This window comes from Rhodococcus sp. 06-156-4 (assembly GCF_002259345.1).
Taxonomy (GTDB): domain Bacteria; phylum Actinomycetota; class Actinomycetes; order Mycobacteriales; family Mycobacteriaceae; genus Rhodococcoides; species Rhodococcoides fascians_E.
Window position 1 is genome coordinate 129,194 of sequence record NZ_NPGB01000026.1, and the last position, 12,984, is coordinate 142,177.

The following is a 12,984-nucleotide window of genomic DNA, read 5'->3' on the forward strand; positions in this document are numbered from 1 at the left end:
GGTGAACCGGTGAGGGCCAGTCCCTCACCCCGGTTCGCCCGGGCACAGCAGAACCCGGTGACTCCACGTCGGAGCCCGGGTTTTTTGCTGTCCGACGCCCAGACGTCCGGCGCTCGGCTGTTCAGGTTCGGGGCGAGCGACGCCCGAGCGGGACGCGGAGGGAGGCGTCCGTGCCCCCGCGAGGCGATGGATGGAGCCCGAGGGAGCCACCCAGTTCGACGGACACCAACGTACGGACGATCTGCAGGCCGAGACCCTCGGACTTCTCCAACGAGAACCCTGTGGGCAAACCACGCCCGTCGTCGTGGATGACGACGTCGAGCCACCGCGCGGATCGGTCGGCCGAGATGCGGACGACACCCGCGGTGCCGGCGTCGAATCCGTGTTCCATGGCGTTCTGCACCAGTTCGGTCAACACCATCACCAGTGGTGTGGCCCGCTCGGCGGAGAAGACGCCCAACTTGCCTTCCCGCGCGACGCGGACGCGCGGGTTGACCGTGGCGACGTCGAGCATGATCGGGACCAGCCGGTCGACGATCTCGTCGAGGTCGATTTCTTCGTCCACCGACATGGACAGCATCTCGTGCACCAGCGCGATGGACGTCACCCGTCGAACCGACTCCGACAACGCCACGCGCGCTTCCTCGTTCTCCAATCGCCGTGACTGCAGGCGAAGCAGAGCGGCGACGGTCTGCAGATTGTTCTTCACCCGGTGATGGATCTCGCGGATGGTCGCGTCCTTGCTGAGCAGCGCACGGTCTCGGCGCTTGACCTCGGTCACGTCCCGCACCAGCACGATGGCCCCCACCGACTCACCACGCGGCCGAAGCGACAGAGTTCTGATCAACACCGTCGCACCGCGCGCGTCGGCTTCCATCCGGTATCCCTCGCTTCCCGACAGCGACGCACGAATGTGGTCGGCGATCTCCTGGGAATCGAACGGATCGGTGATCAACGACCGCGTCACCGACGCCAGATCCGTCCCGGAGAGGTCGGTCGCCAAGCCCATCCGGTGATAGGCGGACAGTGCGTTCGGACTCGCATAGACGACGCGGCCGTCGGTGTCGACCCTGATGAAGCCGTCGCCTGCACGTGGTGAGGAGTTGACGTCGGTGCGTTCCACGGGGCTGGGAAATGTCCCCTCGCTGATCATCCGGCACAGATCGTCAGCGCAGCCCCGGTATGCGACCTCGAGCGCGCCTGCCGTCCGCTGCCGCGTCGGGTTGGCGTCGCGAGTGAGGATCGCGATGACGTGGTCGCCGCACCGCACCGGCACGCTGTCGGTGTTGGAACCACTGCTGACGATGTCGCGGGTGACCAGCGAATCCATGACCGTCGGGTGCTGGGACTCCGAGACGACGGCGCCGACCATGTCCTCGGTGAACACCGTCGGTGCGGTCGTCGGTCGGCACTGCGCGACGCACAGGATCTTGGCGTCCGGGCTCGCATCCACGTCGTCGGTTCCGACCCAGAGAAGAAGGTCCGCGAACGACAGATCCGCGAGGAGCTGCCACTCCCCGACCACCCGTTGCAGGTGATCGACGGCTTCTCCGGTCAGATCGGTGTGTTCGGCGAGCAGGTCGCTCAGTGTCGACACGGTGACGGCTCCGTCGCGATTGTGGGCGGGTGCGAGGCGGTGAGGATCTAGGAGACCACTGCGATCAGGTCGCCCTGCTTGATGACGTCGCCCACGGTGACAGCAATGGTGCTGACCACGCCGGCTGACTCGGCGAGCACCGGAATTTCCATCTTCATCGATTCGAGAACGACGAGAGTGTCCCCGACCGCCACCTCGTCCCCCTCGGTTACCACGATCTGGAACACGGTCGACACCATTTCCGCGCGCACGTCCTCGGCCATTTGGCATCCTCTCGTTCACGGGCGGTTTCGCCTGTGGTTCCGGCACCCGTGACAGGGCGGCCGACCACTCGTGAAAGACTGTAGTGAACCAGTAGAGAGGAGCTCATCATGGGTAAGCGTGGGCGCAAGAAGCGCAGTCGCAAGAACAACAAGGCAAACCACGGCAAACGTCCGAACAGCTGACGATTTGCCTCATCACACGACGAAGGCCGGGAAGCGCGATGCTTCCCGGCCTTCGTCGTACCTCGGCCGGATCTACCCCGGCGTCGTCACTCCTGCTCGGTGTGCTTGATCAGCACGGTTCGCCTTATCTCGATGCTCAGGCGCTCCCGCAGACCGGCGGGCGCCTGGTCACCACCGCACTTGCGACTGATCAGACTCTTGACCTTCTCTTCGATGCCGTACGCGGCAAAGCATGATCCACACTCGTCGATGTGACGTTGAAGCCGAGCCCGGCTGCCTTCGTCGCACTCGTTGTCGAGCATCAGCCACACGTCGGCGATGACCGCGGAGCAGTCCAACGCCTCGAACTGCCGATTCTGTTCGGCTTCGTCGTTCGCATCCGATGTCACTTCGAGACCTCCTGCTCGTGCGCGTCGACCGCACCGTTGCGATTGAAACCACGTTCACGTGCCACGTCCGACAGCAGGCCTCGGAGCTGTTTACGTCCTCGGTGCAGCCGGGACATGACGGTGCCGATGGGCGTGCCCATGATGTCGGCGATCTCCTTGTACGGAAAACCTTCGACATCGGCGTAGTACACCGCCATACGAAATTCCTCGGGCAGCGACTGAAGCGCGGCCTTGATGTCGTCGTCGGGCAGCGCATCGAGAGCTTCGACCTCGGCGGAACGCAGTCCCGTCGACGTGTGCTCGGCCGTTGCGGCCAGCTGCCAATCCGTGATCTCGTCCGTCGGGTACTGCGCGGGTTGGCGCTGCTTCTTTCGGTACGAGTTGATGTACGTGTTGGTCAGGATCCGGTACAGCCACGCCTTGAGGTTCGTTCCCTCACGAAACGAGCGGAATGCGGAGTACGCCTTGATGTACGTCTCCTGGACCAGGTCCTCGGCGTCGGCCGGGTTCCGCGTCATCCGCAGTGCCGCGCCGTAGAGCTGATCCAGCATCGGCAGTGCGTCGCGCTCGAACCGCTCGGTCAGGTCCGCCGCCGACTCCACCGGTGCCTCGGCCTCCGCCTGAGCTGGGCGCTCGACTTCCTCCACGCTGATCCCTTCGGTAGCCATATCCGACCAGGTTACAGCGGGAGAAGGCAGCGCCTTCACGTAGATCGCACTCGAACTCGGAGCGGACCGGAGCGGGCGCTCGGTCGTCGTCACTGCCACAGCAGATCCCTTCCTCTTGCCTTGCGTACCTCTTGGCTCTTCAACACCGGCTTCACCCCGGTCATTCCAGGCGCCGGTCTGGCTACAGTGATCCGATGCCCTCAGCGCACCGGCCCGCCGCCTCCACACCTGCCGTCGCTCTGTTGATCGCGGAGAAGGTCGAGCACTCGGTGCACACCTACGACCACGACCCGAGGTCGGAATCGTTCGGCACGGAAGCGGCGGACGTCCTCACCGAACGTCTCGGTGTCGTCGCCGACCAGATCTTCAAGACGTTGGTGCTCAGGCGTTCCGACAACACACTCGCGGTGGCGGTTCTGCCCGTCACGGCGACACTCTCCCTCAAAGCCGCAGCCTCGGCCCTCGGTACCAGAAAGATCGTGCTGGCAGACCGAGCGGAGGCGGAGAAATCGACCGGGTACGTCTTCGGCGGCGTCTCCCCACTCGGCCAGAAACGAGCGCTCGCGACCGTCGTCGACGAATCTGCCCTGGCCTGGGACCGAATTCTCTGCAGCGGAGGCAGACGAGGGTTCGAGATCGAGCTCGACCCGAAGGACCTCGTCCGGCTCGCGCGGGCCGTGACGGCGCCCGTCGCCACCAGCTGAGCGCCGATGCGCAAAGATGGTGTGGTGACCAACTGGACCGCACCGCTCTCCACAGCCCCCGTCGACGCGACCGTCACGCTGCCCGGTTCCAAGTCCATCACCAATCGCGCGTTGATCATCTCCGCACTGGCAGGCGGACAGTCGACGGTCACAGCGGCCCTGCGCAGCCGTGACACCGACCTGATGATCGCCGCGTTGCAGCAACTCGGAGTCGGTATCACGATCGACCCGGCCGATCCGACGTCTCTGACGGTCACTCCCGGCGCCCTGCGCGGCGGATCGATCGATTGCGGGCTCGCCGGAACGGTGATGCGGTTCGTTCCGCCTCTTGCTGCCCTGGCGGACGGTGTGGTGCGTTTCGACGGTGACGAGCAGGCACGGACCCGGCCGCTGGACACCATTCTGGGCGCGCTACGCCACCTGGGAGCCGACGTGGCCGGGGATTCGCTGCCGTTCACCGTCACCGGGTCCGGCACTCTGCGGGGCGGGGCCGTCGACATCGACGCCTCGGGTTCTTCGCAGTTCGTGTCCGGGCTGATGCTCAGCGCAGCCGCGTTCGACGACGGCATCACCATTCACCACACTGGAAAGCCCGTACCGTCGATGCCGCACATCGACATGACGGTCGAGATGCTCCGGCGCGCAGGTGTGCAGGTGAGCACTCCGGCCGACAGCGGCGACGCGGACACCTGGCGCGTGCATCCCGGCCCGGTCGACGCCGTGTCGTGGGTGGTCGAACCCGACCTGTCGAACGCGACACCGTTCCTGGCCGCGGCGGCGGTGACCGGAGGTGTCGTACGGGTTCCGAACTGGCCGTCGTCGACGACGCAACCGGGTGATGCCATCCGAGGAATTCTCGAATCCATGGGCGCCACGGTAACCCTCGAGAACGGAACCCTCGAGGTGCGAGGCGGGGCGACATCGACCGGAGTCGACATCGACCTGCACGACGTCGGCGAGCTCACACCCACGGTGGCGGCTCTCGCCGCGCTTGCGGACGGCCCATCGCACCTACGCGGAATCGCTCACCTGCGCGGACACGAAACCGACCGTCTCGCAGCACTTGTCGCGGAGATCCGCCGACTGGGCGGGAACGCGACCGAGACCGACGACGGTCTGGACATCGCACCCGCGGCCCTGCACGGCGGGGCGTGGCGAGCGTACGCGGACCACCGGATGGCAACGGCAGGAGCAATTCTCGGACTGGTGGTCCCCGGAGTGGAAGTCGACGACATCGGAACTACCGCGAAAACCCTCCCAGGTTTCGAAAATCTGTGGGCCTCGATGCTGGGAGACTCGCCGCTCGCGGGGCGAGGGACACGGCCGACCACCGAAGGTGTTTCGTCCTGAGTCGCCGCTACGACGAGTCGGACGTCCGCATCCGCCCGGGCAAGAGCTCACGCCCCCGGACGAAGACGCGACCCGACCATGCCGATGCCCAGTCGGGAATGGTCGTGTCCGTGGACCGCGGCCGGTGGGGATGCGTTCTCGGAGGGGACCCGTCCCGGCCGGTCGTCACCATGCGCGCACGCGAACTGGGTCGCACACCCATCGTCGTCGGAGACGATGTCGACATCGTGGGAGACCTGTCCGGCAAGGTGGACACGTTGGCTCGCATCGTTCGGGTGTCCGAGCGCCGGACCGTGCTTCGCCGTACTGCCGACGACACCGATCCGTACGAACGTGTCGTGGTCGCCAATGCCGAACAACTGTTGATCGTCGCCGCACTGGCCGACCCTCCGCCGCGCACCGGATTCGTCGAGCGTGCGCTCGTCGCCGCATACGTCGGCGGTCTGAAACCTGTTCTCTGCCTGACCAAGAGCGACCTGGCCGACCCACACGAGTTCGCCTCGGCGTTCGCCGACCTCGACGTCCCGGTGGTGCTGGCCGGGCAGAGCGAGGATCTGACCGACCTCACCGCACGGCTGACCGACAGCGTCACGGCACTCATCGGCCACTCCGGCGTCGGGAAATCGACGTTGGTGAACAGGTTGGTGCCCGACGCGAAGCGCGCAACCGGCACGGTGTCCGGTGTCGGCAAGGGCCGTCACACGTCGACGCAGTCGATTGCACTTCCGTTGCCGGGAGGCGGGTGGGTGGTGGACACCCCTGGCATTCGATCCTTCGGGCTCGCGCACATTTCGCCGGAGAACGTGGTGGCCGCGTTCTCCGACCTGGCGGACGCCATCGATGACTGCCCGCGTGGGTGTACTCACCTCGGTCCTCCGGCGGACCCGGAGTGCGCGCTCGATTCGTTGACCGGCGATGCAGCGAGACGCGTCGCTGCGGTCCGTCTACTGCTGGAAGCCGTGCGCACCAACGAGAACTGGTGACCCCGCGAGTGCAGTTCCACTCACGAGGTCACCAGTCCGTACTTGTACGGTCCTAGGCGGACAACTTCGCGACGAGGCCGCGAATGCCTTTCTTCTTCTTCGATTCCGCGATGGCCGTGCGCAATCCACGGCGTTTTCCGGTGACCGGATCGACGGTCAGCAGCCCGCGAGACTCGTCGGCGAACTTGCGCTCCGACGCCGTCTCCGGCGCATCGTCCGCGGTTGCCTTGAGGTACTTATTGGGCAGCGAGAGCTTGGCGATGGTTCGCCAGGACAGCAGGTACTGCTTGCCGATCGAGCCGGTGGTGTACGGCAGGTCGTACTTCTCGGCGAGTTCCAGAACTCGGAACTTGATCTCGCGCAGGCGGTTACTTGGTAGATCCGGGAACAGGTGATGCTCGATCTGGTAGCAGAGGTTGCCGCTCATGAACTCCATGACGGGGCCTGCCTCGAAGTTCGCGCTGCCGAGCATCTGCCGCAGGTACCACTGCCCCTGCGTCTCGCCCTCCATGTCCGACTTCGTGAACTTCTCCGCACCGTCCGGGAAGTGCCCGCAGAAGATGACCGTGTTGGTCCAGACGTTGCGGATCATGTTGGCGACGATGTTGGCCGTCAGCGTGCTCTTCCACGCCGGACCGGTGAGGGCCGGGTAGACCACGTAGTCCTTGGCGATCTGCTTGCCGATCTTCTCGAGGACCTCTCGACGCTTGCGCTCGAACTCCTCGCGCTCGACGCGGCCCTTGGCGACCTTGCCGAGTTCGAGATGCTGTGCGGCGACGCCGTATTCGAAGAAGAGCTGCAGAAGCAGGTTGTAGACCGGGTTGCCGAGGTTGAAGGGCTTCCACCGCTGGTCGCGCGTGACACGGAGAAGTCCGTAGCCGACGTCGTCGTCCATTCCGAGCACGTTGGTGTACTTGTGATGGATGTAGTTGTGCGTCTGCTTCCAGTGCGCCGACGGCCCGGTGTTGTCCCACTCCCACGACGTGGAGTGGATCTCCGGATCGTTCATCCAGTCCCACTGCCCGTGCATCACGTTGTGCCCGAGCTCCATGTTCTCGATGATCTTGGCGGCGCCGAGCATGCCTGCCCCGAGCAACCAGGCCGGGCGCTTGCGGCTTGCGAAGAGGACGGCACGGCCACCGATCTCCAGGGTGCGCTGCAGCCGAATGGTGTTGCGGATGTACCGTGCGTCGCGTTCTCCGCGAGACGCCTCGATGTCACGGCGGATTGCATCCAGCTCGACGCCGAGCGCCTCCACGTCCGCATCGGTCAGATGCGCGTATTCCTTGATGTCCGAAATCGCCACGGGTTACGGCCCTCCTGGCAGTCGTCGGTGATGCACGTCGTGCACGTTCACCACTACCGTACCGTAACTTACGGGAGCGTAGGTTACGACCCCGTAGGTGTGAGAGACTTCACGCGCGACTTCTGCGCCTGACGGAGAGCCTTGGCCTGTCGCTTGGCTTCTTTCTTCGCGTTCCGCAACGTGACCCGCGCTTCTGCAATGGCCGAACGGAGACCGCGACGCTTACCGGTCAGTGGATCGATTCGGAGCGCATGCACCGTCGGCTCGTCACCCGCCCTGAACCGACGCTCGGAACTGGTCTCGGGCGCATTGTCCGACGTGGCACGCAACCACTGATCAGGAAGCGACAGCTTGTGAATGGTACGCAGCGCCAGCAGGTACTGCTTCCCGAGCGACCCGGTGGTGTACGGAAGGTCGTACTTCTCGCACAGCGCATGCACCTTCTCGGAAATCTCCTCGTACCGGTTGCTGGGCAGGTCCGGGAACATGTGGTGCTCGATCTGGTAGCACAGGTTGCCGCTCATGAACGCCATGACCTTGCCGGCGTCGAAGTTGGCGCTGCCGAGCATCTGACGCAGGTACCACTCCGCGCGCGTCTCCGTCTCGAACTGACCGATGGTGAACTTCTCTGCACCGTCGGGGAAATGGCCGCAGAAGATGACCGCGTAGGCCCACAGGTTTCGGACGAGATTTGCCGTCGCGTTGGCGGTCAGAGTGCTCTTCCACGCAGGACCGGTCAACGCGGGGAACAGAACGAAATCCTTGCCGACCTGACGGGCGATCTTGCGAGCGAACGCACGATTGGACGGAGACTTCCAGAACTCTTTCTCGTGCTCGCCGTCCAGTTCCTTCTGCGCGTCCAAGTCGTGCAGAGCGATGCCCCACTCGAACGTCGCCGCCAGGAGGACGTTGGCAATCGGCTGCAAGAGGTTGATCGGCTTCCACGCTTCGTCGCGAGTCATACGGAGAATGCCGAAGCCGATGTCGTCGTCCATGCCGACGATGTTGGTGTAGGTGTGATGGGAGTAGTTGTGCGCGCGCTTCCACTGCTCCGACGGGCCCGTCTGGTCCCATTCCCACGACACCGAATGGATCTCCGGGTCGTTCATCCAGTCCCACTGCCCGTGCATCACATTGTGCCCGAGCTCCATGTTCTCGATGATCTTCGCAACGCTCAACATCGCGGTACCCACAAGCCACGCTGGACGGTATTTGCTGCCCAACAGCACGATTCGGCTGCCGAACTCGAGACAGCGCTGCAGCTTGATGGTCCGACGGATGTACGCGGCATCCTTCTCGCCGCGCGAATCCTCGATGTCGCGGCGGACCGCGTCCAATTCTCTGCCGAAGGCTTCCATGTCCTCTTCGGTCAGGTGTGCGAACTCTTTGATGTCCGTGATGGCCACCGTGGTCCTCCGAAAGTCGTGGGCGCGGGCCCGAAATGCGTTTTCGCCTCTGTGCGCCAGTGCAAGGGTAGCCGAATTTACTGAGAAGTCCGTGTGGGTTGGAGCACGCTCACACCGCGTCTCGGCCGGTCAGAGCTCGAGTGTGCAGTCGCCTGCAGCCGCCGAAATGCAGGTCTGGATACGGTCGCCTTCACCGTGCTCCTTGCCCGAGCGCAAGTCGATGACGTGCCCGGCCGTCAACGGCACGACGCACGTCTGACAGATACCCATCCGGCACCCGAACGGCATCTGCACACCCAGACCCTCCCCTGCCTCCAACAAGCTCGTGGCACCGTCGACCTCGACGGACCGGTCCGACTTGGAGAAGGTCACCTTGCCGCCCTTGCCGGACGTATCGGCCCGGGCGATCTCGAAGCGTTCGAGGTGCAGTCTGTCCTCGATTCCCTCCGACTTCCACACTCGCTCGATCTCCTCGAGCAAGCCGGACGGCCCACACGCCCACGTCTGACGCTCGCGCCAGTCCGGGTAGAGCTCGTCCAGCGACGCCAACGCGAACTTGCCGTCCGATCTGGTCAACTGCACGTGCGAGGTGAACTGCGGATGACCGGTCGCCAGCGATGCGAGCTCGTCGGAGAACATCACTTCGTCCTCGGTGGGTGCCGAATGAATGTGCACCGTGTCCGGCATGTCTCCGTGCCTGTCCAGGGTGCGGAGCATGGAGATGATGGGTGTGATGCCGCTGCCTGCCGTGATGAACAGAATCTTTTCCGGCGGCGGCGTCGGGAGCGCGAAATTGCCCTTCGGAGCGGCCAGCCGAACGATGGTGCCCTGGGGCACGCCGCCGACGAGGTGGCTGGAGAGGAAGCCCTCCGGCATCGCCTTCACCGTGATCGAGATCAGTTTCTCGTCCCAGTTGGGTGCGGACGTGAGCGAATACGAGCGCCAGTGCCAGCGCCCGCCGAGGTGCAATCCGATCCCGATGTACTGCCCGGGCTGGTAGTCGAAGTTGAATCCCCATCCAGGCTGGATGACCAGAGTGACCGCCGTTGCGGTCTCCTGCTCCACCCGAACGATCCGACCGCGCAGCTCACGCGCCGACCACAACGGGTTGGCGAGGTGCAGGTAGTCGTCGGGTAGCAATGGTGTGGTGATGCGCGTGATCGCGCCACGCAACATGTTGAGCTTCGGACGCTTGGGAGCAGATACACCCGCGGCGGGAGCTTCCAGCCACTTCTTGAGATCCATCGGAAAGTACTTACCCCTCGTTCGAGACAGAGACAACGCTGACGTGCTGGACCAGCTGGCGCGAACAGGCCCATATCAAGGTTACGCTACCGTAGGTTACTGGGGCGTTCGACTTCTACAGAAACTCCAACAGGAACGGCAGCTCCTGCGTCGCGTACCACGCGAGGGCGTGATCCTCGGCATCACCGAGGACGAACTCGGCGTCCGGATCGCCCATGTCCGCCGCATCCACGACCCCGACCGCCTTCTCGACAGCGGACTCGGCGCCTTCAAGGTCGACGTGGACCGACGCGACCTCGCTCATCCGAAGCGGCTCCTTCAACCGAACGACGGCGTCGTCCAGGTCCGGCCGAAGCGTCGGATCCTCCACGTCCGCGGCGATCACCGCACGCCGGAACACGACCGAGCCGTCGACGACACCGTCGCCCTCGTCTTCCAGTGCTGCACCGACCAGACGCAGTGACGCCCTCGCCGCTTCATTCATCGCGACCTCGGCCAGCTCCTCGTCGTCTCCCGACGAGTAGGCCTCACGGAGGGTGGGGGTCACCGCGAACGCGGTACGACTGACCGGATGGAACTCACCGTCGGCCACCAGCGTCCGCAACATGGCGACCGTCGCCGGAACATAGACCCTCACGCGTACCTCACACTCTCGATTCGTTGCTGGCGTCGACGAGCTCTTCGAGCGCCTCGCGCAACAGGACGGTGATGACGTCGACGTCGGGCATCGCGCCACGATCGGCGTTCAGGCCGAAGCACACGAATCCGTCGTACGACGTCAAACCGATACTGAGAGCCTGGTTCTCGAACAGCGGCGACACGGGGAACATCTCCAACATACGGGCACCTCCCACGTACAGAGGGAACTGTGGGCCCGGGGCATTGGTGACGATCAGATTGAACAGGCGCCTCGACAGCCTGCTGCCCGCCCGGGCACCCATCGCGTGCAGACTGGCGGGCGCGAACCCCGAGATCCGCATCAACGTGTCCGCGGTGACCCCCGGAGACTGTTTGGCGTGCGCCTCGGTGGCGTGCGCGATGTGCGACAACCGCACCACCGCGTTCAGCTCACCCACCGGCAGGTCGATCAGGAACGACGACACCTCGCTGCGGGGCGGCATCTCCGGGTCGTGGTCTCCCGTCAGCCGGTCCGCGCGCTCGTAACCCGACGGATCCTCGGCGACGTAGACCGACATCGGAACCATCGCGCGCACGGTCGACGACGCCGTGACGGGCTCGCCCCGCGACAGCAGCCAGTTGCGGAGAGCTCCGGTCACGACGGCCAACACGACGTCGTTGATCGAGCAGTCGAAACGTGTGTGAATCTTGCGGTAGTCGGTCAGTTCGGTCTTCGCGACCGCGAAACGTCGGTTCCTAGAGATGGGGGCGTTCAGGGGGCTCGTCGGCGCGGTCTGGGCGGCGGTCCGAACGACGGACAGCACCTTTCCCGCTGCGCCGAGCGCTCCCCCGGCGATTCCGGCCACCCCGGCCGCGGCACCACGCAAGATCTCGACTCCCTCGCTCGGGGAGGCGATCAGTTCCGTGATGGCGTCGATCACCAGCGCGGATTCCTTGGGTTCGCGCGCTGGCATCCACAATTCCTCCGCCATCGCGGGCGGGCTCTTGGTTGCATCCAGAATGACCTGGCCGATCTCGAGCGCCTTCTCACCGTCGACGAGCGCCGAGTGCGACTTCGTGAAGATCGCGAACCGGTTCTTGCTCAAACCCTCGACCAGGTACATCTCCCACAGGGGCCGAGTGCGGTCCAGGGGCCGCGACGTCAGCCGCGCCACCAGATCGTGAAGTTGCTCGTCCGATCCCGGCTTCGGTAGGGCCGAGCGGCGAATGTGATACGTGATGTCGAACTCGCCGTCGTCCACCCACACCGGCCGGGCCAGGCCGAACGCAACTTCCCGAACCTTCTGTCGGTACCGCGGCACCAGAGCGAGGCGCTGCTCCACCAGCGACAGCAGGTCCTCGTAGCGAAAACCGTTGCGAGGCGTGCGAAACACCGCGAGAGAACCGAGATGCATCGGTGTACTGCTGGCCTCGAGGAAGTAGAACGACGCATCCTGAGTTGTCAGTCTGTTCGCCATCGCGGGTACCGGTTCCCCAATCCTTAGCCACACCGTGCCGATCACCACTCGTCGAGCGAGGTGGTTCGTCGTACTCGAACCTAGACGAACCCACAGGCTACAGCCATTCGGCCGACGTTCGATGGAACCGACTGCGTCTCGGTTCCGTCTGAATTACCAAGAAGCCGAATCCGCCGGAGGGACCGAGAATGAACGCCATGTCGGATGCACGCCGGTTCGCGTACATCGCCCGCGCCACAGCATTCGAACCGCCGACGGACAGCGCACGTGCGAACGACGGGCCGGTGACGGACAGTCAGGCCGTCCCTGCTGCCTGCAGCAGGCCGACCCGTCGCCGACGCCCGTTCCCGCGCAGCGTCGGACACCACGAGCACCCCGAAGGTTCCGGACCTGCCGCCGCACGCGGATCGCGCATCGGCCCGTTGGTGGTGGACAGCGAGAATCCGGTGTCCGACGATGCTCGCCGCGGCGCCGAGCAGGCAGTTCGGTTGCTGCTGGAGGTCCTGGATCGACGACGGCCGCCCGAGAAGATGGGACAGCTGTTCGCCCCGAACGTCGTGGAATCGGTGCGGACGATCGCACGCACCGAACCACCGGGTCGACGGCTGGGGGCGGCCAGCCTGCGTCGCATTCACGTCACGCACGCCGCACGCAACGCGACGGAAGTGTTCGGAACCTACACGCGCGGGACGCGGGTGTTCGCGGTCGCGGCCCGCCTCGAGTACCGGCGCAGCCTCAAGTACACCGGGTGGACAGTCACGTCGCTGCGCGTCGTCTGATGCCGTGCAGCGACG

General features: G+C 65.0%; 14 protein-coding genes. 5 read left to right on the forward strand and 9 right to left on the reverse strand.

Annotation, left to right across the window (positions count from 1 at the left end; genetic code table 11):
• Positions 1-121: 121 nt before the first annotated feature.
• Together CH290_RS18105 and CH290_RS18110 are read right to left on the reverse strand one after the other, a co-directional pair.
• Positions 122-1,597: a sensor histidine kinase gene (locus CH290_RS18105; protein ID WP_033190539.1), complete on the reverse strand. Its 1,476-nt coding sequence runs from the start codon at positions 1,595-1,597 to the stop codon at positions 122-124.
• A gap of 47 nt (positions 1,598-1,644) precedes the next feature.
• Entirely contained in the window at positions 1,645-1,860 is a 216-nt protein-coding gene (locus tag CH290_RS18110; RefSeq protein ID WP_019666101.1) for a biotin/lipoyl-binding carrier protein, read from the reverse strand.
• A 108-nt stretch (positions 1,861-1,968) separates the two neighbouring features.
• Between CH290_RS18110 and CH290_RS31160 the strand changes: the two genes are divergently transcribed.
• Positions 1,969-2,043, forward strand: a complete 75-nt coding sequence (locus tag CH290_RS31160) for a 50S ribosomal protein bL37 (protein ID WP_099052202.1) — start codon at positions 1,969-1,971, stop codon at positions 2,041-2,043.
• An 86-nt stretch (positions 2,044-2,129) separates the two neighbouring features.
• On the opposite strand, the gene rsrA is transcribed toward CH290_RS31160, so the two are convergent.
• Both rsrA and CH290_RS18120 read right to left on the reverse strand, forming a co-directional pair.
• Positions 2,130-2,432: a mycothiol system anti-sigma-R factor gene (gene rsrA, locus CH290_RS18115; RefSeq protein ID WP_020112110.1), complete on the reverse strand. Its 303-nt coding sequence runs from the start codon at positions 2,430-2,432 to the stop codon at positions 2,130-2,132.
• The gene (locus CH290_RS18120) at positions 2,429-3,100 is read right to left on the reverse strand and encodes a sigma-70 family RNA polymerase sigma factor (protein WP_019666103.1); all 672 of its coding nucleotides are present in this window, start codon (positions 3,098-3,100) and stop codon (positions 2,429-2,431) included. The genes rsrA and CH290_RS18120 overlap by 4 nt, the downstream gene beginning before the upstream one ends.
• Before the next feature lie 194 nt (positions 3,101-3,294).
• Between CH290_RS18120 and ybaK the strand changes: the two genes are divergently transcribed.
• The 3 genes from ybaK (at position 3,295) to rsgA (ending at position 6,137) form a co-directional block, all read left to right on the forward strand.
• Positions 3,295-3,804: a Cys-tRNA(Pro) deacylase gene (gene ybaK / locus CH290_RS18125; protein ID WP_020112111.1), complete on the forward strand. Its 510-nt coding sequence runs from the start codon at positions 3,295-3,297 to the stop codon at positions 3,802-3,804.
• A gap of 6 nt (positions 3,805-3,810) precedes the next feature.
• Entirely contained in the window at positions 3,811-5,154 is a 1,344-nt protein-coding gene (gene aroA / locus CH290_RS18130; protein WP_170947475.1) for a 3-phosphoshikimate 1-carboxyvinyltransferase, read from the forward strand.
• Between the two features lie 104 nt (positions 5,155-5,258).
• Complete coding sequence (rsgA, locus tag CH290_RS18135) at positions 5,259-6,137, forward strand: ribosome small subunit-dependent GTPase A (RefSeq protein WP_230594151.1); 879 nt, start codon at positions 5,259-5,261, stop codon at positions 6,135-6,137.
• 52 nt (positions 6,138-6,189) lie between these two features.
• Here rsgA and CH290_RS18140 read toward each other — a convergent pair whose 3' ends face one another.
• From CH290_RS18140 to CH290_RS18160, 5 genes are all read right to left on the reverse strand, one after another.
• Positions 6,190-7,443 carry a fatty acid desaturase family protein gene (locus tag CH290_RS18140; protein ID WP_033190536.1) on the reverse strand — a complete coding sequence of 418 codons (1,254 nt, stop codon included), beginning with the start codon at positions 7,441-7,443 and terminating at the stop codon, positions 6,190-6,192.
• 83 nt (positions 7,444-7,526) lie between these two features.
• Positions 7,527-8,849: a fatty acid desaturase family protein gene (locus tag CH290_RS18145; protein WP_020112114.1), complete on the reverse strand. Its 1,323-nt coding sequence runs from the start codon at positions 8,847-8,849 to the stop codon at positions 7,527-7,529.
• A 129-nt stretch (positions 8,850-8,978) separates the two neighbouring features.
• On the reverse strand, positions 8,979-10,094 hold the full coding sequence (locus CH290_RS18150) for a ferredoxin reductase (protein WP_019666109.1): 1,116 nt from the start codon (positions 10,092-10,094) through the stop codon (positions 8,979-8,981).
• Positions 10,095-10,209: 115 nt separating this feature from the next.
• Entirely contained in the window at positions 10,210-10,731 is a 522-nt protein-coding gene (locus CH290_RS18155) for a DUF6912 family protein (protein WP_019666110.1), read from the reverse strand.
• Positions 10,732-10,738: 7 nt separating this feature from the next.
• On the reverse strand, positions 10,739-12,190 hold the full coding sequence (locus tag CH290_RS18160) for a WS/DGAT/MGAT family O-acyltransferase (protein ID WP_026347949.1): 1,452 nt from the start codon (positions 12,188-12,190) through the stop codon (positions 10,739-10,741).
• 188 nt (positions 12,191-12,378) lie between these two features.
• Here CH290_RS18160 and CH290_RS18165 point away from each other — a divergent pair, with 188 nt between their 5' ends.
• Entirely contained in the window at positions 12,379-12,969 is a 591-nt protein-coding gene (locus CH290_RS18165; RefSeq protein ID WP_249277813.1) for an Rv3235 family protein, read from the forward strand.
• The last annotated feature ends 15 nt before the right edge of the window (positions 12,970-12,984 follow it).

What these genes read in the sequence shown, in the direction of transcription:
- CH290_RS18110 (WP_019666101.1), bottom strand. Translation starts at nt 1,860, where the DNA reads ATGGCCGAGGACGTGCGCGCGGAAATGGTGTCGACCGTGTTCCAGATC.
- CH290_RS18120 (WP_019666103.1), bottom strand. Translation starts at nt 3,100, where the DNA reads ATGGCTACCGAAGGGATCAGCGTGGAGGAAGTCGAGCGCCCAGCTCAG.
- ybaK (WP_020112111.1), top strand. Translation starts at nt 3,295, where the DNA reads ATGCCCTCAGCGCACCGGCCCGCCGCCTCCACACCTGCCGTCGCTCTG.
- aroA (WP_170947475.1), top strand. Translation starts at nt 3,811, where the DNA reads ATGCGCAAAGATGGTGTGGTGACCAACTGGACCGCACCGCTCTCCACA.
- CH290_RS18150 (WP_019666109.1), bottom strand. Translation starts at nt 10,094, where the DNA reads ATGGATCTCAAGAAGTGGCTGGAAGCTCCCGCCGCGGGTGTATCTGCT.
- CH290_RS18160 (WP_026347949.1), bottom strand. Translation starts at nt 12,190, where the DNA reads ATGGCGAACAGACTGACAACTCAGGATGCGTCGTTCTACTTCCTCGAG.
- CH290_RS18165 (WP_249277813.1), top strand. Translation starts at nt 12,379, where the DNA reads ATGAACGCCATGTCGGATGCACGCCGGTTCGCGTACATCGCCCGCGCC.